Here is a 19,472-nt window from a genome sequence, read left to right as displayed (position 1 = left end):
TTTGATCGACGACGTCGATCGCGTGTCGCCGACGTGTGGCGGGGCTGTCCCGCGGTCGTCGTGTCGGCGCTCGCGAGCCCGGCGGCTCAGTCGTTCATCGCCTTGATGATCGTCACCGCGAGGCTGATCCGGTCGTGCGCCCAGGCGTCGCCGGACGGGCCCTTCGCCAAGGCCTCGGCTGCGTCGAGGGCGTTGTCGGCCTCGCGGACGATGGTCCACGCGCGGGCCCGCCCCTCGTCGAGGCCGGCGCGCTCGCAGATGATCTCGAGGCGCCGTCGCAGCGACCAGCGCACCTCGGATCCCGTCCCGAGCTCGTCGGCCCGGTTCCACAGCGCCGGAGCCACCTCGAACGCCGGGTCACCGGCCATCGGCTTGGGGTCGATGGCGAGCCACGGGGATCGGTAGGCGGCGAGCACGTTCGTGTAGTGCAGGTCGGTGTGCAGCAGCCGGTCCTCGGCGGGGGCTCGCTCGACGAGCTCACGCGCGAGCGTCGAGGCCTGGTCGAGGTAGCGCCGCGGCAGCACCGCAGGTGCGACCGCCAGCTCCTCGGCCTGACGGAGGGCGTATGCCGTGAGGCTGGGCACGCGCGGGTGCGGGGGGCGTCGCAGGATCCGGAGCAGGTCACCGATGACGCCGCACGCCTCGTCGATGTCGACGCGGGTCAGGTCGCGGGTGTGCAGCCGTTCGAGGAGCAGGGCGAAGCGCGCGGGGTCGGCCCGCACGAGGCGCGCCGCACCGTGCCCGTTCCACGTCTGGAGCGCCAGGTGCTCGGTCGCGGCCTCCGGGTGCGGCCAGGTGATCTTGAGGATGCCCTCGCCGCTCACGCCGACGACGTCGCGGCCCGAGCCGAGCAGTCGCACCGGGATGGCCACCGCGCACACGCCGTTCGTGGCTCGCCCGATGGGCTCGAGCTCCCAGTCGGCGAGCAGGTCGGTGATGAGCCCCGGCAGCGCGTCGATCCAGTCCTCGCCGGAGACGTAGCCGTCGGGCTCGTAGCCGCTCACCTCGTGGGCGAAGAGGGCGGGGATGAGGTCGTACATCGGGTCGTAGCTCACGCGGTGGCTCCCGGGAAGGCGGTCAGGGGCACGTCCCAGTCGACGGCGAGTGCCTGGATGGCGGCGCTCCAGCGCGCGACGTCCTCGAGGGAGGCGGCGCTCGGCCCCGGGCCCGCCACCTCGGTGCCCGCGTCCACGGCGGACGACAGGGTCTCGGTCGCGAGCCGTCCGGCCGCCTCGGGCGTCGTGACCGGGTAGGGCAGCGCCCACCCGGCAGGCGTCGTCGAGCTCGCGCCCGACACGGCGACGTCGAGGCGCACCAGGGCGGTGAGCGTGTCCTCGGCCCTCGACCGCTGGTCACCCGAGCTCTGGGCCGCGACGACCTCGAAGGCGTACACGAGGGGGGAGGTCCGGGACACGATCTCGGGTCGCACCGGGCTCGGCGACGACATGGCGACGTCCCGTCCGAGGAGCACTGCGCCGGCGAGGCGTTGTCCGTACGCGGCCGCGAGCAGCTGGCGGGTGTCGACGGTCGCCGTCGTGAGCGCGGACCAGTCGTCGGGCCCGAGCGAGTCGAGCAGGGCGGCGAGCTCCCGGCGGGTACGGACGGGCCGCTGGCTCGTCGGCGCGGCGGCAGAGGGCGCAGGGGTTCCCGTGGAGCCGGCTCGCGACGACGGCGCAGGCCCGGCGGCCACAGCGGCGTCGATGACGGTCGTCGGCACGCCGGCGTTCGTGAGCCGACCCCGCAGGACGCGCAGCTGCTCCCGGTTGACGGTGCGCAGGCGACGGACCAGGCCGCCACCCTCCTCGCCCGCGAGGACCGAGGTCTCGGCCGCCACGATGTGTTCGAGGTCGGCCACGGCCGAGAGCAGGAGCGCCTCGTCCGGGGCCGGACGGCGCGTCGGCACCGGTGGGGGAGGCGGCGGCACGTCGAGGCGCAGGCCGCGGTCGACGAGCAGGGCGAGCGCGGTGGCACCCCCGCCGAGCACGAGAAGGCGGCGCGGGGGACGGCCGAGACCGTCCATCACCCGTGACCCGAGCCCACGGGTGTCGCCGTCCATGCCGAGATCTTCGCACGCGGGCGGCGGTCTGCGACGACCCCCCGGCGCCGATAGAGTGGTGGGCACGCGGTGCCCGTCGCGTCCTTCGGGGCGTCGGCGCCGGACATTCGAGAAGAGCAGGAGGCGTCGACTGATGAGCACGGCCCAGGAGATCAGAGCGACGCTCGAGCCGGTGCTCGCGCCCCTCGGGCTCGTCGTCGAGGACGTCTCCGTGTCTCCCGCCGGCAAGCGGCGGCTCGTGCGCGTGCTCGTCGACTCCGACATCGCCGGCCTCGACGCGGCCGACACGACGAGTGCCGTCCCGCCGCTCTCGCTCGACGCCGTCGCCGAGGCGACCCGTGCCGTGAGCGACGAGCTGGACGCGAGCGACGTGATGGGTCAGGCCCCGTACGTCCTCGAGGTGTCCTCACCCGGGGTCGGCCGGCCGCTCACCTCTCGCGACCAGCTCCGACGCCAGGTGGGGCGACTCGTCGAGGTCGTCCACCAGGACGGCACCGACGCCGGGCGGCTCACCGAGGTCGGCACGGACTCGCTCACCCTCGAGGTCCAGGCCACGAAGAAGACTCCCGCACGCCACGTGACCCTCGATCTCGACACCGTCCAGCGCGGCACCGTGCAGGTCGAGTTCTCGCGCGCCGGGACCGCGAACGACGCCGCCGTCGACGACGCCGGGGACGACTCCTCCGACGACTCGGCCGACGACGCACCCGACGACACCCACGACCCGGACGAGACGTCCGCCCTGGAAGGGGACCACTGATGGACATCGACCTCGCAGCCCTGCGCGCCCTCGAACGAGAGCGCGACATCAGCCTCGACGTGCTCATCCCCGCCATCGAGCAGGCGCTCCTCGTCGCCTACCACCGCACCGACGGCAGCCAGCGCATCGCGCGGGTCGAGCTGGACCGCAAGACCGGCCACGTCATCGTCTGGGCCCGTGAGGAGGGCGACCTGCTCCCGGCCACCGAGGAGGGCGAGCGTCCCCAGCGTGGCGAGCCCGGACCCGAGTTCGACGACACCCCGGTCGGCTTCGGCCGCATCGCCGCCTCCACGGCGCGTCAGGTCATCGTCCAGCGTCTGCGCGACCTCGAGGACGAGGCGATCCTCGGCGACTTCAAGGGCCGCGAGGGTGACGTCATCTCCGGCATCATCCAGCAGAGCCAGGACCCCCGGAACGTCCTCGTCGACTTCGGCACGGTCGAGGGCATCCTGCCGCTGGCCGAGCAGGTGCCGGGGGAGCGCTACGTCCACGGCGAGCGCCTGCGCTGCTTCGTCGTCAGTGTCAAGCGTGGCCCCAAGGGCCCCCAGGTGGGCCTGAGCCGTACGCACCCCAACCTCGTGCGCACGCTCTTCAAGTTCGAGGTGCCCGAGATCGCCGACGGCACCGTCGAGATCGCCGCTCTGGCCCGTGAGGCCGGTCACCGCACCAAGATCGCGGTCCACAGCCGGGTCGCCGGCGTCAACGCCAAGGGCGCATGCATCGGCCCGATGGGCGCCCGCGTCCGTGCGGTCATGACCGAGCTCCGCGGCGAGAAGATCGACATCGTCGACTACGCCGACGACCCCGCCACCTTCGTCGCGGCCGCCCTGTCGCCCGCCCGGGTGCAGTCCGTCGAGATCGTCGACGCCGCGGCCCGCGCCGCGCGTGTCGTCGTGCCCGACTACCAGCTGAGCCTCGCGATCGGCAAGGAGGGCCAGAACGCCCGCCTGGCCGCCAAGCTCACCGGATGGCGCATCGACATCCGTCCCGACACCGAGGCCGCCGACGCTGCAGCGGAGCGCGGGACGACCGACGGCTCCTGAGGTCGGCTCGCGCCGACGGGCTCAGGAGTCCTTGAGGACGAGCACCGGCCGGCCGGAGCGGCAGGCCACGAGGAGGCGGTCCTCGCGCGCGTCGCTCTTGAACGTCGCCCGGAGGCCGTCGTCCTCGCGCTCCACCTCGTAGCGGTAGCCGTTGCTCGGGGTGACCGAGCGCAGCTGGACCTGCCCGTCGGAGCAACGCGCCGTCAGGGAGCCGCCCGTCGCCGAGAAGCTCGCGGTGGGGCTCGTCGACGCCGTGCCGCCGGTCGGTGCGGTGGTGGCCGACCCGGAGGGCGAGCCCGAGGTGGACGGCGGACCGTCGGGCGCCTGCACCCCGGCGCCGGTGTCCCCGTCGGCGGGCCGACGGTCGGTCCGGCCGGCGGCGACAGGGCCGATCGGCGCCACGGACACCGCGGTGCCGGTGGGCGGCTCGCGGGGTGGCAGGGTCGCTGTGCCTCCCGGCCCCGTCGTCGGGGGCAGGCCCGCGTCCGGCGACAGCCCCGTGGTCGCGGGTCGCGGCGCAACGCTGCCGCCGGCGGTGGACGTGACGGTGGTGCTCGGCACCATGGCCGTCGCGGAGGGGAGTGGCTGCTCGAGCTCGCCCGCGACGTCCTGACCGACGCGCGTCACGACGGTCGTCGTCAGTGTGGCGGTGACCGCCACGACGGCCAGCCAACCGAGCGCCAGGCGCACCGGACCCGCGCGTCCGGACGTCATCACGGACCCCCGTCCCGTGCGCCGAGCGGATGCGTCCCGACCGTGTCTGCGCAGGTCGGCCCGGGCGTACCGTGAGGCGTGTGACCCACGTGCTCGTCATCGAGGACGACCCCGCGATCCGGGGATCGCTCGTACGGGCCCTGACCGGCCGTGGGCACGCCGTGTCGAGCGCTGCGAGCGGCCTCGGTGGGCTCGAGCAGGTGCTCAACGAGCACCCGGACGTCGTCCTGCTCGACCTGGGGCTGCCCGACGTCGACGGCCACACGGTGCTGACGATGCTGCGCTCGGTCACCGCGACCCCGGTCATCGTCGTCACGGCGCGCGACGACGACCCCTCGATCGTCCGCGCCCTCGACTCGGGGGCCGACGACTACGTGCCGAAGCCCTTCACCGTCGACCAGCTCGAGGCCCGGATGCGGGCGGTGCTGCGGCGCAGCGAGCCGGCCCACGCCGACGAGCGGATCACCGTCGGTGGTCTCGTCATCGACCCGTCCCGCAGGGGAGTGACCCTCGACGGCGTGCCCGTCGACCTCTCGCGACGTGAGTTCGACCTCCTCCTCATGCTCGCCGGGCGGGTCGGTGAGGTCGTGACCAAGCGCGAGATCATCGTGGAGGTGTGGCAGCAGGTCTACGGAGGCGGAGAGCGCACCGTCGACGTGCACCTGTCGTGGCTGCGTCGCAAGCTCGGTGAGTCGGCGGCTCATCCGCGGTACCTCCACAGCGTCCGGGGGGTGGGGGTTCGGCTGGCGGCCCCGGAGGACGTGCCCTGATGCGTCGTCAGATCACGTGGCTCGTGGCCGCGACGACGTCTGCGGTCGTCGTCGCCTTCATCATCCCCCTCTGCCTGCTCGTGTCGAACGTCGCCGAGGACCGTGCCGTGAACCGGGCCCGTCAGCAGGCGCACAGCGTCGCCACGGTCGTGGCCAGCGTCGACAGCGAGCAGGTGCTGTCCGAGGCCGTCGGGCTCTTCACGGCACAGGGCATGGTCGTTGCCGTGCACACGCCGTCCGGTCGGGTCATCGGTCGTGACACCTCGGTGGGGGACGACGACGCCGAGGTCGCCCAGGCACGGTCGACCCGCACGGCGTTCACCCATCGCACCGACACGGGCCTCGACGTCATCATCCCGGTGCAGACCGAGAGCGGGGTGACGGTCGTCGAGTCCACCGTGAGCAACGACGAGATGCGCCAGGGGGTCGCGGCCGCCTGGGCCACGATCATCTGCCTCGGGCTGCTCCTCGTCGGGGTGGCGGCCCTGATCGCCCTCCGTCTGGGTCGCCGGGTGAGCGTGCCCGTGACCCGGCTGGCCGCGGTCGCGCACCGGATTCGCGAGGGCGAGGTCGGCACCCGTGCCGTGCCCGAAGGGCCTCCCGAGACGGTCGAGCTCGCGGGTGCCCTCAACCAGCTCGCCGACCGCATCGACGTGCTCGTGACGTCCGAGCGCGCGGCCGTCGCAGACCTGGGTCACCGACTGCGGACACCCGTCACCGCGCTGCGGCTCGACAGCGACCTCGTCACGGACCCGGAGGTCTCGAGCCGGCTGCGTCACCACGTCGACGAGCTCCAGCGCAGCGTCGACGCGATCGTCCACGAGGCACGCCGCCCGTTGCGCCGTGCGATGCCGAGCGGCTGTGACCTCGGGGTCGTCGTCCGCCGGCGAGCCGCCTTCTGGGAGCCCCTCGCCCAGGACCAGGAACGTGCCTTCGCGGTGAGCGGCCCCGACGGCCCGTGCCCGGTCGGCGTCCCGGAGGAGGACGTGAGCGACGTCGTGGACGTGCTGCTCGACAACGTCTTCGCGCACACGCCCGAGGGAGCCGGCGTCGAGGTCGCCGTGCGCGTCCACGAGGGCCGGGCCCAGCTCACCGTGGCCGACGGCGGGCCGGGCGCCCCGCAGTCCGCCCTCGACCGGGGCCGCAGCGGCAGTGGATCGACGGGTCTCGGGCTCGACATCGCCCGACGGGTCGCGGAGGCCGCCGGTGGCTCGGTCGCTCTGGACCGATCCGACCTGGGCGGCCTGCTGGTGCGGGTCTCTCTCCCCCTGCAACCCGAGGGCGGCACGCGTCACGGCTAGGCGGACGAGCACGGATGTGCGCTGCGCCCCACGGCCCTGCTCCACGCATACGATGGCAGCAGCAGCGGGTTCTCGGCCTCGTCCGGGCGGGGGGCAGCATGCCCGATGCGCGGTCTCGCGCTGCGGCGCGGTAGACTTACCTGTGGCCGACCGGACTGGACTCCGTGCTGAGCCGTCCCGCACCTGTGTGGGATGTCGAGGAATGGATAGCTGGTCGGCCCTGCTGCGAGTGGTCGCGGCGACGGACAGAGACGCCGGGGACACCTCCCCGGTCAGGCTCCGTCCCGACCCGAGACACCGGATGCCGGGACGTGGTGCATGGCTGCACCCGACGCCCGACTGCTTCGAGCTGGCAGTGCGCCGCAAGGCGTTCGGACGTGCCCTGCGCCTGCAGGTCGCTCTCGACGTCAGCGCGGTGGCACGACATCTCGGGGTCCAGGACACGCAGCAACGCTCCGGTGCCCCACACGGGTCGCACCGATCAGTCAGAGATCAGTCAACGAACCAAGGCGGGTTGAAAACGCTATGAGCACCCGATGAGTACTCAGCGATGAGCAAGCCCCAGCAATAACCCACGGTTCGGCCACTTCCTGTTCAGGCCGGACCAGGAACAGGAGAGATGTGGCTAAGGTCCGGGTCTACGAGCTCGCAAAGGAGCTCGGAGTCGAGAGCAAGACACTGCTCGCACACTTGAAGAGCCAGGGAGAGTTCGTCCGGTCGGCATCGTCGACCATCGAGCCCCCCGTCGTCCGCAAGATCATCGAGACCTTCCCCCGGGAAGGCTCGTCCAGCGGCGACAAGAAGCCGGCGGCCCCCAAGGCCGCCCCCACGAGCGCGGCGCCCGCCGCGCCCCAGAAGGCTGCTCCGGCGCCGTCGGCCCCCGCGCCGGCGCCTCCCGCAGCCGCAGCACCCGCGGCTCCCGCCCCGGCTGCTCCCGCAGCGCCTGCCGCCCGCGAGGCCGCTCCGGCCCCCGCCAAGGCAGCCCCCGCACCCGCCGCCCCGGCACCGAAGGCTCCGGCCCCGGCTGCTCCGGCGCCCGCCGCTCCCGCGGCCCCGGCTCGGGTGCAGTCCAGCCGTGACGGTGGTCAGCAGACCTCCGGCGTCCCGGCCTCCCCGCGTCCGGCTCCCCGTCCGGGTCAGCCGCGTCCGGGCAACAACCCGTTCGCCCCGAGCCAGGGCATGGGCCAGTCCCGCGCCCCGCGTCCCGGTGGCGACACCGCGCCGCGTCCGGGCAACAACCCGTTCAGCCCCAGCCAGGGCATGCCGCGTCCGCAGCAGCGCCAGGGCGGTCAGGGCGGCCAGGGTGGCCAGCGTCCGGGTGCTCCCGGTGGCGCCCCGCGTCCCGGTGCCCCCGCCGCAGGCGGTCGTCCCGGTGCTCCCGGTGGCGCCCCGCGTCCCGGTGGTCCGCGTCCCAGCCCGGGCATGATGCCCGAGCGCAGCACCGTCGGCCGTCCGGGCCAGCGCCCGGCAGGCGGCCCCGGCCGTGGCGGCCCCGGTGGCGCCGGTGGCCGTGGTGGCTTCGGTGGTGGCCCCGGCGGCGCCCCCGGCGGCGGTCGTCCCGGTGGCTTCGGTGGTCCCCGCGGTGGCGGTGGCGGTCGTGGCTCGACGGCTGGTGCCTTCGGCCGCGGCGGCGGTCGTCCAGTCCGTGGCCGCAAGTCCAAGCGCGCGAAGCGCCAGGAGTTCGAGCAGATGCAGGCGCCGAGCCTGGGTGGCGTCAGCGTCCCCCGTGGCGACGGCAAGACGACCATCCGCGTCCGTCGTGGTGCCTCGCTGACCGACTTCGCCGACAAGATCAACGCCAACCCGGCGTCGCTCGTCACCGTGCTGTTCCACCTCGGCGAGATGGCCACGGCCACGCAGTCCCTCGACGAGGAGACCTTCAAGGTGCTCGGCGCCGAGCTCGGCTACGAGATCGAGGTCGTGTCGCCCGAGGACGAGGAGCGCGAGCTGCTCGGCTCGTTCAACATCGACCTCGACGCCGAGCTCGAGGCCGAGGAGGACGAGGACCTCGAGGCGCGTCCACCGGTCGTGACCGTCATGGGCCACGTCGACCACGGAAAGACGAAGCTCCTCGACGCGATCCGCTCCGAGGAGGTCGCCGAGGGCGAGGCCGGTGGCATCACCCAGCACATCGGTGCCTACCAGGTCGCCACGACACACGAGGGCGAGAAGCGCGCCATCACGTTCATCGACACCCCCGGTCACGAGGCCTTCACGGCCATGCGTGCCCGTGGTGCGTCGGTGACGGACATCGCGATCCTCGTCGTGGCCGCCGACGACGGCGTCATGCCGCAGACCATCGAGGCGCTCAACCACGCCCAGGCGGCCAACGTGCCGATCGTCGTGGCCGTCAACAAGGTCGACAAGCCGGACGCCAACCCGGCCAAGATCCGGCAGCAGCTGACCGAGTACAACCTCATCGCGGAGGAGTACGGCGGCGACACGATGTTCGTCGACGTCTCGGCCAAGAACGGCACGAACATCGACGGGCTCCTCGAGGCCGTCCTGCTCACCGCCGATGCGGCTCTCGACCTGCGCGCCAACCCCGACAAGGACGCCCGTGGTGTCGCCATCGAGGCGCACCTCGACAAGGGCCGCGGCCCGGTCGCGACCGTCCTCGTCCAGTCGGGAACCCTCAGCGTCGGTGACTCGATCGTGGCCGGCAGCGGTCACGGCCGCGTGCGTGCCATGCTCGACGAGCACGGCAACAACGTCGAGCAGGCCGGTCCCTCGCGTCCGGTCATGGTGCTCGGTCTGACGTCGGTGCCCGGCGCCGGTGACACGTTCCTCGTGGCACCCGACGACCGCACCGCGCGCCAGATCGCCGAGCGTCGTGAGGCCGCGTCGCGTGCGGCGAGCCTCGCCAAGCGCCGCAAGCGCATCTCGCTCGAGGACCTCAACGAGGCTCTCGCCGCGGGCAAGGTCGACACCCTCAACCTCATCCTCAAGGGTGACGTGTCGGGTTCGGTCGAGGCGCTCGAGGACGCGCTGCTCAAGATCGACGTGGGCGACGAGGTCGACCTGCGGATCATCCACCGCGGTGTCGGTGCGATCACGCAGAACGACGTCAACCTCGCGACGGTCGACAACGCGATCATCATCGGCTTCAACGTCCGCCCCGCGGAGCGTGTCGCCGAGCTGGCCGACCGGGAGGGCGTCGACATGCGCTTCTACTCGGTCATCTACCAGGCGATCGACGACGTCGAGGCAGCCCTCAAGGGCATGCTCAAGCCGGAGTACGAAGAGGTCCAGCTGGGCACGGCCGAGGTCCGCGAGGTCTTCAAGTCGAGCAAGTTCGGCAACGTCGCGGGTTCGCTCGTGCGCTCCGGCGAGATCAAGCGCGGGACCCGTGCGCGGATCATCCGCGACGGCACCGTCATCGGCGAGGGCATCGAGATCACCGGTCTGCGTCGCTTCAAGGACGACGTCACCGAGGTCCGCGAGGGCTTCGAGTGCGGTATCAACCTCGGCAACTTCAACAACATCGAGATCGACGACGTCATCGAGACGTTCGAGATGCGCGAGAAGCCGCGCGCCTGAGCTCGACCGGTCCGACGGCGCCGGCCCCCACGGGGGTCGGCGCCGTCGCCGTCCGCGGCGGTCCCCACCCGCCCCGCGGACGCCCGGGTGGGAATGCGCGGGGCCCCCGGCCCGCTACTAGGGTGAACACCACGTCGGCCCGGCTGTCACGGCCCGACCGCACAGCACACGAAAGAGGTAGTCATGGCTGACCCCGCCCGCGCCCGCAAGATCGCCGACCGGATCAAGGTCATCGTCGCCGAGTACCTCGAGTTCCGGCTCAAGGACGAGCGCCTCGGTTTCGTCACCATCACCGACGCTCGCGTCACGGGTGACCTCCAGCAGGCCTCCGTCTTCTACACCGTCTTCGGCAGCAACGAGGACCGCCAGGCCACGGCCGAGGTGCTCGAGGCCAACAAGGGCCGCATCCGCTCGGCCGTCGGCAAGGGCATCGGCATCCGTCTGACGCCGTCGATCGAGTTCATCGCCGACGCGCTGCCCGAGGGCGCTGCCCACCTGGAGGACCTCGTGGCCCAGACGCGCGCCCGGGACGAGGAGCTGGCCCGTGCCGCGGCGAACGCCAAGCCCGCCGGCGACCCCGACCCCTACCGCAAGCCGGTCGACCGCTCCGCGGACGACGAGGACACCGACGACGTGGACGCCGAGGTGGACGCGGACGTCGACGCCCGATGACAGACCGCTCGGGTGGCCTGCTCGTCGTCGACAAGCCGGCCGGATGGACGAGCCATGACGTCGTCGCGCGCGCCCGTCGCCTCTGCGGCACCCGCCGGGTCGGCCATGCCGGCACGCTCGACCCCATGGCGACCGGCGTCCTCGTGCTCGGCGTCGAGCGCGGCACGAAGCTGTTGACCTTCCTCGTCGGCTGCGACAAGTCGTATGCCGCCACGATCCGTCTCGGGATGGCGACCCTCACCGACGACGCCGAGGGCGAGACGACCCAGGCGCTCGGGGTCGACGACCTGCCCGCCCTCGAGGCGGCCCTGCCCGCGGCCGTCGCGGCCCTGACGGGCGACATCCAGCAGGTGCCGAGCTCGGTCAGCGCCATCAAGGTCAAGGGCGTGCGCAGCTACACGCGCGTCCGGCAGGGCGACGAGGTCGACCTGCCGGCGCGCCCGGTCACGGTGAGCCGTTTCGACGTGCTCTCGGTGCGCCCCGGCACCGCGACCGTCGAGGTCGGCCCGCCGATCGACGTCGTCGACGTCGAGGTCGAGGTCGACGTGTCGTCCGGCACCTACGTCCGCGCGCTCGCCCGCGACCTCGGTGAGGCGCTCGGCGTCGGTGGCCACCTGACGGCGCTCCGGCGTACGCGGGTCGGCCGCTTCGCGCTCGACGCCGCGGTCTCGCTCGACGACCTCACGGCCACCTCGGAGGCCGACGGGCCGGACGGCATACCCCTGCTCCCGATCGCCGACGCGGCCCGGGCGCAGCTGCCCGTCCACGAGGTGACGGCCGAGGAGGCCGTCGCCCTGGGCTACGGCCAGCGGATCCAGAGCGCGGTGGACGGCTCCGACGCCGTGGCCGCCATCGACCCCGACGGGCGACTCGTCGCCGTGCTCGACGAGACGCGTCCGACCGCCCGGGCCAAGGTGGTCTTCGCCGCGTCCGGGGCGGGGGCCTGACCCTCGTGCCCGAGCCCTCGGACGTCCGCTCCGACGGGGCCACTACAGTGGTCGCCGTGCAGCGCTGGTACGGACTCGACGACATCCCGGCCGACCTCGGCCCCACCGTCGTCACCCTCGGCAACTTCGACGGGGTGCACCGCGGACACCGCGAGGTCCTGACCCGCGTCGTGCGCGACGCCGCCGACCGCGACGCCCTTCCCGTCGCCGTCACCTTCGAGCCGCACCCGATCGCCGTGCTCTACCCCGACCGCGCCCCGGCCGCCGTCATGTCGCTCGAGCAGCGACTCGACGCCCTCGCGTCGGTGGGCCTCGGTGCGGTGCTCGTCATCGAGTTCACCCGTGAGTTCGCCCAGCAGACCCCTGAGGAGTTCGTGCGCGGCACCTTCGTGGACGCCCTCGGAGCGTGCGCCGTCGTCGTCGGCAAGGACACCCGCTTCGGCGTGCGCAACTCCGGCGACGTCGGCACGCTGCGCGAGCTCGGCGCCGTGCACGGCTTCGAGGTCATCGCCCTCGACGACATCGGCGAGGGGGCCGACGAGGGCGCGCGCTGGAGCTCGACGCAGCTGCGCGCCGAGCTGCTCGCCGGCAACGTCGACCACGCCGCCCAGATCCTCGGTCGTCCGCACCGGGTCACCGGCACGGTCGTGCACGGCGACCACCGGGGCCGCGAGCTCGGCTACCCCACGGCCAACCTCTCGCAGGACCACGAGGGCCTCGTGCCGGCCGACGGGGTGTATGCCGGGTGGCTCGTCCGTCTCGGCCTCGACGAGGGTGCCCCCGACCGCACCCTCCCGGCGGCCGTCTCCGTGGGCACCAACCCGACGTTCGACGGTCACCAGCGCAGGGTCGAGGCCTACGTCCTCGACCGCACCGACCTCGACCTCTACGGCGAGCGCGTCGCGGTGGAGTTCGTCTCGCACCTGCGGCCCACCCTGAAGTTCGAGTCGATCGACACCCTCGTCGAGCAGATGGCCCAGGACGTGGTCCGGTGTCGCGAGATCCTCTCGGCGATCGTCCCGTCGTAGCCGGGCCGCTCCTGCCGCCGACGCGCCCTGCCGGCGGCGTCCGGCGGGCGGCACGCACCCCCACTGGACCGTCGTGGCTTCGGGTCGACCTCGGACTGCTCATCGGCGCCCTCGGCCTCTCGGTCGTCGGCGTCGTCCTCGTCTGGTCGGCCACCCGCGCGTCGGTCGGAGGGACCGCGGCGCTCAAGCAGCTCGTCGCGGTGGGCGTCGGCGTCGCGTGCGCCGCCGTGGTGACGCGGCTCGACGTGCGCGTGGTGCGAGCGGTCGCTCCCGTCGTCTACGTCGTCGCCGTCCTCGGGCTCGCGGCCGTCGTGTCGCCGCTCGGGTCGACCGTCAACGGGTCGCGCTCCTGGATCCGGCTACCGGGCGGCACGAGCCTGCAGCCGTCGGAGCTCATGAAGGTGGCCCTGGCGATCGGTCTCGCGATGCTCCTGGCGGAGCGGGCCGAGCGCGGGCTGCGCCAACGCCACCGGGACGTGGCGCTCGCGTGGGTCGTGGCCGGCATACCCGTCGTCCTCGTGCTCGCCCAGCCCGACCTCGGCTCGGCCCTCGTGCTCGTCGCCATGGCGGTCGTCATCATCGCGGCGGCCGGAGCTCCCGCGCTGTGGACGCTCGGTGTCCTCGTCGCCGGTGCGGCGGCCGTGGCCGCTGCCTTCCTGACTCCGGTCCTGTCGGCCTACCAGCGCAACCGGCTGCGCGCCTTCCTCGACCCCTCGCTCGACCCGCAGGGCATTGGCTACCAGACGCGTCAGGTGCGCGTCGCCATCGGCTCGGGTGGGCTCGGTGGCCAGGGGCTCTTCGAGGGTCGCCAGACCCAGGGCGGGTTCATCCCGTTCCAGGAGACCGACTTCGTCTTCTCCGTCGCGGGGGAGGAGCTCGGCTTCCTCGGGGCGGCCGGGCTCGTCGTGCTCATCGGGTTCATCGTCGTGCGGTGCGTCGTCGTGGCGCGCCGCGCCGACGCCTTCGGGCGCCTCGTCGCGATCGGGGTCGCCGTCTGGCTCGGCGTGCAGGCCTTCGAGAACATCGGGATGAACCTCGGGCTCATGCCCGTCACGGGGCTGCCGTTGCCGTTCGTGTCGAGCGGCGGCTCCTCGCTCATCGCCTCGTGGATCGCCGTCGGCCTCGTCGGCAACGTCGCCGCGGCGTCGCAGCGACGGGGCGGGCGACCCGTGGCGGGTCGCCTCCGGCTGGGTTGAGCCCCGCGTCCGGTTACCGAGGGGTCACGTTTCGACGAGGACACCGAGGGATGCGTGACTGGCACGACGTTTGTTGACATCATCCCGGCATGGCGGTCGCCCGCAGACGCCGATGACGGGCAACCGCAGTGACAAAGGAGTCCACATGCCCCTCCAGGCCCTTGCCGACCGGGACGTCGACCAGAACGTCCTCGACGGACGCGCTCCCAGCGTGGGTGCGCTGTTCCGCAGCCGGGTCCGGGCGACGCCCGACGCACCGGCCTACCTCTACTTCGCGGAGGGGTCGAGCGAGCTGACCACCCTGACGTGGCGGCAGACGCACGAGGTCGTGGAGCAGTGGGCCGCCGGGCTCGTCAGCCTCGGGGTGGCGCTCGAGGACCGCGTCGCCATCGCGTCGACGACCCGCGTCGAGTGGATCCTCGCCGACCTCGCCGTCATCTGCGCCGGGGGTGCGACGACGACCGTCTACCCGACGACGATCGCCGAGGACGTCGCCTACATCCTCACCGACTCCGGCAGCGGCATCGTCTTCGCCGAGAACGCGGAGCAGGTCGCCAAGCTCCAGCACGTGCGCTCGGAGGTGCCCGGCGTCCGGCAGGTCATCGCCCTGACCGGGCCGGGCAGCGACGACGGCTGGGTCATCACCACCGACGAGCTCGCAGAGCGCGGCCGCGAGTGGCTCGCCGCGACGCCCGACCTCGTCGACTCGCGCATCGACCAGCTCGGTCCCGAGTCCCTCGCCGTCGTCATCTACACGTCCGGCACGACCGGCCGGCCCAAGGGGGTGCGCCTCGTCCAGGACAGCGTCGTCTACGAGGGCGCCGTCATCGATGCCATCGGCACCTTCACCAAGGACGACCTCCAGTTCCTCTGGCTGCCGCTGTCGCACGTGTTCGGCAAGATGCTCGTCGCGACCGGGCTCCAGATCGGCTTCCCGACCGCCGTCGACGGCCGGGTCGACAAGATCGTCGAGAACATGGCCGTCATCAAGCCGACCTTCATGGCCGGCCCGCCGCGCATCTTCGAGAAGGCGCACGGGCGCATCGCCCTGATGTTCGCCGGCGAGAAGGGTGTCAAGAAGAAGCTCATCGACTGGGCGCTCAAGGTGGGCGGCGAGATGCGCGACGTGCAGGCCCGCGGCGAGCAGCCCTCGTCGGGCCTCCGGCGCCGTCACGCGCTCGCGACGAGGCTCGTGCTGCACAAGGTGCAGGAGCGTTTCGGCGGGCGGGTCCGCTTCATGATCAGCGGTTCCGCGCCGCTCAACGCGGACGTCGCGCGCTGGTTCGGCTCGGTCGGCCTGCTGGTCCAGGAGGGGTACGGCCTGACCGAGACGTCGTCGGGCACGACGGTCAACGCCCCCGAGCACGGCTCGTACCAGTACGGTTCCGTGGGCTGGCCGCTGCCGGGCACGGAGGTCCGCATCGCCGACGAGGACGGCGAGATCCTCGTCAAGGGTCCGGGCGTCATGCGCGGCTACCACAACAACCCCGAGGCGACCGCCGAGGTGCTGACCGAGGACGGCTGGTTCCACACCGGCGACATCGGGCGCATCGACGAGCGCGGCTTCCTCTACGTCACCGACCGCAAGAAGGACGTCTTCAAGACCTCGGGCGGCAAGTACGTCGCCCCGGCCGAGATCGAGGCGCGCTTCAAGGGCCTGTGCCCGTTCGTCAGCCAGTTCCTCGTGCACGGGGCGGGCCACAACTACGCGACGGCGCTCGTGACGCTCGACCCCGACGCGGTGGCCGGATGGGCCCCGACCGTCGGGCTCGCCGGCAAGACGTACGCCGAGGTGGTGGCCTCGCCGCAGGCCCACGCACTCGTCCAGCGCTACGTCGACCAGCTCAACGACGGCCTCAACCGCTGGGAGACCATCAAGAAGTTCACCATCCTCGACAAGGACCTCACCGTCGAGGAGGGCGACCTCACCCCGAGCATGAAGCTGCGCCGCAAGGCCGTGACCGAGAAGCACCGGGCCGAGCTCGATGCGATGTACGACGGCTCCTGACAGGAGCCTTGACGCCGGGGCCCGACGCGGGGGCCTGACGCCGGCGCTCAGCGCCGCGCCGGGAGGTCGATGACGGCCCCGGCGTCGGCGTGCCCCGGGTCGGGGAACGCGACGTGGTGCCCGTGGCTCGCGACGAGTCGCGGGTCGGCCCACCGCTCGGTGCGTGGGGTGCGGTAGTTGAACCACAGGGTCGGTCCGGCCGGGGCGTCGAGCACGACCCGGGCCACGGCCGCGTCGTCCGGGTGGTGGAAGACGTCGCCGTTCGTCGAGACGAGGTAGTGCCGAGCCGGTGCCGCCCGGAGAAGCGCTGCGACGACGTTGGCCTCGCTGCCGTGATGGGGCAGCTTGAACGCGTCGACCCTGAGGTCCTCACCCCCACGGGCCCGGGCGACGCCCAGCAGGGCCGCCGCGAGCACCCCGCCGTGGGCGTCGGCGCCGAGCACGACGCTCGCCCCGCGGTGCTCGACGAGCAGGGCGATGCTGCTGCCGTTGGGCACCGACGAGTCCTGGGGCGTCCGGGCGTCGGCCAGGTGCCTCAGGTCGTCGAGGGGCCCGAGCACGTCGACACCCACCTCACGGTCACGTGCGCCGAGTGCAGCGCGCAGGCTCTTCGACCACGTGTCGGCCAGCCGTGCGAGCCGCTTCGTCGTCGGGGAGAGCACGGTCACGGTCGGCCCACCCGGCACCGCGACCTCGACGAAGCCCCCGGCCGCGCCGGTGTCGACCGGCCCGCCACCGAACGCGGCGTTCCACGGAAGGGGGCGGGACGTACGCGCGGCGGGGCCGCCGGCCAGGGGGTCCTCGGCCGAGCCGTTGAGCGCGGCGACGAGGCTCTCGCCCTGGTCGACGCTGCGGGGCCGGTCGGGGGCCGTGACGGGGAGGTGCGGGCGCCCGTTGAACCAGAAGTCCCCGACGTCGGCGGCCAGGTCGCTCGCGAGGAAGGGCAGCATGCCGCCGATGTGGTCGTTGTCGATGTGCGTGATGACGGCGACGTCGATGTGTCGGTCAGCCGGGTCGAGGCGACGCAGCCGCGCCTCGAGCAGGGGCCACGTGTCCGGGGGGCCGCCGTCCACGAGCATCCGCCACGTCGTGCCGTCGGGGCGCGGGCACTCGACGAGGAGGCAGTCGCCCAGTCGGGCGGGCAGCACCTCCACGTGGATCGCCGTCGGCACCGTCGCCACCTCTCCACCTCCGCCCACCCAGACTAGGTCCGGCGCCCCGGCGTGTCCGGGCCTTGGCCGAGGGTGCGCGGTTCGCCGTGTTTTCGGTGCGGCGGCTGACCCACGTACCATGGCGGGATGCCCGGAGAGTCCCTGTTCAACGCCCTCGAGCCCCTGCTGGAGCGGGTCAACAAGCCCATCCAGTACGTCGGCGGCGAGCTCAACTCCACGGTCAAGGACTGGCACGTCGGCGGTCACGGCCCCGACGGCGAGGAGCTGACCACGCGGTGGGCGCTGATGTACCCCGACGCGTACGAGGTCGGCGTCCCCAACCAGGGCGTCATGATCCTCTACGAGGTCCTCAACGAGCGCGCCGACGCCCTCGCCGAGCGCACGTATGCCGTGTGGCCCGACATGGAGGCGCAGCTGCGGGAGGCGGGCCTGCCGCAGTTCACCGTCGACGGGCACCGTTCGGTGCGTGACTTCGACCTCTTCGGCCTCAGCTTCTCGACGGAGCTCGGCTACACCAACATGTTGACGGCGCTCGACCTCGCCGGCATCCCGCTGCACGCGGTCGACCGCGGTGTCGACGACCCGATCGTCATCGCGGGCGGTCACGCGGCCTTCAACCCCGAGCCGATCGCCTCGTTCATCGATGCCGCGATCGTCGGCGACGGCGAGCAGGCCGTCCTCACCGTCACCGACATCGTCGGGGAGTGGAAGGCCCAGGGCCGGCCCGGCGGTCGCCGCGAGGTGCTGCTGCGCCTCGCCCGCACCGGCGGCGTCTACGTCCCGGCCTTCTACGACGTCTCCTACCTGCCCGACGGGCGGATCCAGCGGGTGGCACCGGCGGCCGACGCCACGGGGGTGCCGTGGCGCGTGTCCAAGCACACCGTCATGGACCTCGACGCGTGGCCCTACCCGAAGCAGCCTCTCGTGCCGCTCGCGGAGTCCGTGCACGAGCGCATGTCCGTCGAGATCTTCCGCGGCTGCACGCGCGGCTGCCGCTTCTGCCAGGCCGGCATGATCACGCGCCCGGTGCGCGAGCGGTCGATCACCGGCATCGGCGAGATGGTCGAGCGTGGCCTGGCCGCAACGGGGTTCGAGGAGGTGGGTCTGCTCTCGCTGAGCTCGGCCGACCACTCGGAGATCGCCGACCTCACCAAGGGGCTCGCCGACCGTTACGAGGGCACCCAGACCGGCCTGTCGCTCCCGTCGACCCGCGTCGACGCCTTCAACATCGACCTCGCCAACGAGCTGACCCGCAACGGTCGGCGGTCGGGCCTGACGTTCGCGCCCGAGGGCGGGTCCGAGCGCATCCGCAAGGTCATCAACAAGATGGTGTCCGAGGAGGACCTCATCAACACCGTCGCCGCGGCCTACGGCGCCGGCTGGCGGCAGGTCAAGCTCTACTTCATGTGCGGCCTGCCCACCGAGACCGACGAGGACGTGCTCCAGATCGCCGAGCTCGCCAAGAAGGTCATCGAGACCGGCCGGCAGGTCTCGGGTCGTCGCGACATCCGCTGCACCGTCTCGATCGGCGGCTTCGTGCCCAAGCCGCACACGCCGTTCCAGTGGGCGTCGCAGCTCGGCGTCGAGGAGACCGACACGCGTCTGGCCAAGCTCCGCGAGGCGATCCGCGCCGACAAGCGCTACGGGTCGTCCATCGGGTTCCGCTACCACGACGGCCAGCCCGGCATCGTCGAGGGGCTGCTCTCCCGCGGTGACCGCCGGGTCGGCAAGGTCATCGAGGCCGTGTGGCGCGACGGCGGCCGCTTCGACGGGTGGAGCGAGCACTTCTCCTACGAGCGCTGGATGCGCAGCGCCGACGAGGCCTTCGCCGACGTGCCCGTCGACCTCGCCTGGTACACCACGCGCGAGCGCGGCGAGTCCGAGGTGCTGCCGTGGGACCACCTCGACTCCGGTCTCGACAAGGACTGGCTCTGGGAGGACTGGCAGGACGCGCTCGACGAGACCGAGGTCGACGACTGCCGCTGGACCCCGTGCTTCGACTGCGGCGTCTGCCCGCAGATGGGCACGGAGATCGAGATCGGGCCCACGGGCAAGACCCTGCTGCCGCTCACGGTCCTCGGCTCCGGCCGGGAGGACCTCCTGGAGCACCAGCACTGAGCTCCCGACACCCGAGGGGCCTCGACCGGAGGTGTCCGTAGGGCCGAGGAGTCGCTGGGGCCCGCCGAGCGTGCGCTCGACGGGCCCCAGCGCCTGTGGTCTCCCGGTCGTGGTCCGGCCTCCCCGTCGGCCGGGCCACGATCAGGT

General features: G+C 72.7%; 16 protein-coding genes. 12 read left to right on the top strand and 4 right to left on the bottom strand.

The window, feature by feature from the left end:
- Positions 1-86: 86 nt before the first annotated feature.
- Positions 87-1,055 carry an aminoglycoside phosphotransferase family protein gene (locus tag H283_RS0106380; RefSeq protein WP_020142684.1) on the bottom strand — a complete coding sequence of 323 codons (969 nt, stop codon included), beginning with the start codon at positions 1,053-1,055 and terminating at the stop codon, positions 87-89.
- Positions 1,052-2,056 carry a hypothetical protein gene (locus tag H283_RS0106375; RefSeq protein WP_156023025.1) on the bottom strand — a complete coding sequence of 335 codons (1,005 nt, stop codon included), beginning with the start codon at positions 2,054-2,056 and terminating at the stop codon, positions 1,052-1,054. Before H283_RS0106375 ends, H283_RS0106380 begins: the two co-directional genes overlap by 4 nt.
- 133 nt (positions 2,057-2,189) lie before the next feature.
- Here H283_RS0106375 and rimP point away from each other — a divergent pair, with 133 nt between their 5' ends.
- Positions 2,190-2,816, top strand: a complete 627-nt coding sequence (gene rimP / locus H283_RS0106370; protein ID WP_020142682.1) for a ribosome maturation factor RimP — start codon at positions 2,190-2,192, stop codon at positions 2,814-2,816.
- Positions 2,816-3,859, top strand: a complete 1,044-nt coding sequence (gene nusA / locus H283_RS0106365; protein ID WP_020142681.1) for a transcription termination factor NusA — start codon at positions 2,816-2,818, stop codon at positions 3,857-3,859. The genes rimP and nusA overlap by 1 nt, the downstream gene beginning before the upstream one ends.
- A 21-nt stretch (positions 3,860-3,880) precedes the next feature.
- Here nusA and H283_RS26530 read toward each other — a convergent pair whose 3' ends face one another.
- Entirely contained in the window at positions 3,881-4,573 is a 693-nt protein-coding gene (locus tag H283_RS26530; protein WP_028785374.1) for a hypothetical protein, read from the bottom strand.
- 80 nt (positions 4,574-4,653) lie between these two features.
- On the opposite strand from H283_RS26530, the gene H283_RS0106355 reads away from it, so the two are divergent.
- The 9 genes from H283_RS0106355 to H283_RS0106320 all read left to right on the top strand — a co-directional run bounded on the left by H283_RS0106355 (position 4,654) and on the right by H283_RS0106320 (position 16,035).
- Entirely contained in the window at positions 4,654-5,343 is a 690-nt protein-coding gene (locus tag H283_RS0106355; protein ID WP_020142680.1) for a response regulator transcription factor, read from the top strand.
- On the top strand, positions 5,343-6,644 hold the full coding sequence (locus H283_RS0106350; RefSeq protein ID WP_020142679.1) for a HAMP domain-containing sensor histidine kinase: 1,302 nt from the start codon (positions 5,343-5,345) through the stop codon (positions 6,642-6,644). The genes H283_RS0106355 and H283_RS0106350 overlap by 1 nt, the downstream gene beginning before the upstream one ends.
- A gap of 52 nt (positions 6,645-6,696) precedes the next feature.
- The gene (locus H283_RS27130; RefSeq protein ID WP_255324757.1) at positions 6,697-7,173 is read left to right on the top strand and encodes a YlxR family protein; all 477 of its coding nucleotides are present in this window, start codon (positions 6,697-6,699) and stop codon (positions 7,171-7,173) included.
- Positions 7,174-7,265: 92 nt separating this feature from the next.
- Positions 7,266-10,184, top strand: coding sequence for a translation initiation factor IF-2 (gene infB / locus H283_RS0106345; RefSeq protein WP_028785372.1), 2,919 nt, complete (start codon positions 7,266-7,268; stop codon positions 10,182-10,184).
- Positions 10,185-10,367: 183 nt separating this feature from the next.
- Entirely contained in the window at positions 10,368-10,856 is a 489-nt protein-coding gene (gene rbfA / locus H283_RS0106340; protein WP_020142676.1) for a 30S ribosome-binding factor RbfA, read from the top strand.
- Complete coding sequence (gene truB / locus H283_RS0106335) at positions 10,853-11,803, top strand: tRNA pseudouridine(55) synthase TruB (protein WP_020142675.1); 951 nt, start codon at positions 10,853-10,855, stop codon at positions 11,801-11,803. The genes rbfA and truB overlap by 4 nt, the downstream gene beginning before the upstream one ends.
- Positions 11,804-11,859: 56 nt before the next feature.
- A complete protein-coding gene (locus H283_RS0106330; RefSeq protein WP_028785371.1) occupies positions 11,860-12,831 on the top strand; it encodes a bifunctional riboflavin kinase/FAD synthetase in 972 nt (323 codons plus the stop codon).
- Positions 12,795-14,027, top strand: a complete 1,233-nt coding sequence (gene rodA, locus H283_RS0106325) for a rod shape-determining protein RodA (protein WP_020142673.1) — start codon at positions 12,795-12,797, stop codon at positions 14,025-14,027. Before H283_RS0106330 ends, rodA begins: the two co-directional genes overlap by 37 nt.
- A gap of 145 nt (positions 14,028-14,172) precedes the next feature.
- Positions 14,173-16,035: a long-chain fatty acid--CoA ligase gene (locus H283_RS0106320; protein ID WP_020142672.1), complete on the top strand. Its 1,863-nt coding sequence runs from the start codon at positions 14,173-14,175 to the stop codon at positions 16,033-16,035.
- A gap of 47 nt (positions 16,036-16,082) precedes the next feature.
- Here the strand turns inward: H283_RS0106320 and H283_RS0106315 are convergent, their stop codons facing one another.
- Positions 16,083-17,216: an MBL fold metallo-hydrolase gene (locus H283_RS0106315; RefSeq protein ID WP_020142671.1), complete on the bottom strand. Its 1,134-nt coding sequence runs from the start codon at positions 17,214-17,216 to the stop codon at positions 16,083-16,085.
- Between the two features lie 117 nt (positions 17,217-17,333).
- On the opposite strand from H283_RS0106315, the gene H283_RS0106310 reads away from it, so the two are divergent.
- Entirely contained in the window at positions 17,334-19,325 is a 1,992-nt protein-coding gene (locus tag H283_RS0106310; RefSeq protein WP_020142670.1) for a TIGR03960 family B12-binding radical SAM protein, read from the top strand.
- Positions 19,326-19,472 lie beyond the last annotated feature (147 nt).

The sequence above is a fragment of the Terracoccus sp. 273MFTsu3.1 genome (assembly GCF_000383675.1).
In the GTDB taxonomy this organism is placed as follows: Bacteria; Actinomycetota; Actinomycetes; order Actinomycetales; family Dermatophilaceae; genus Terrabacter.
The sequence above is the reverse complement of the archived record's forward strand: the minus strand, read 5'-3'. Positions and strand labels throughout refer to the sequence as shown.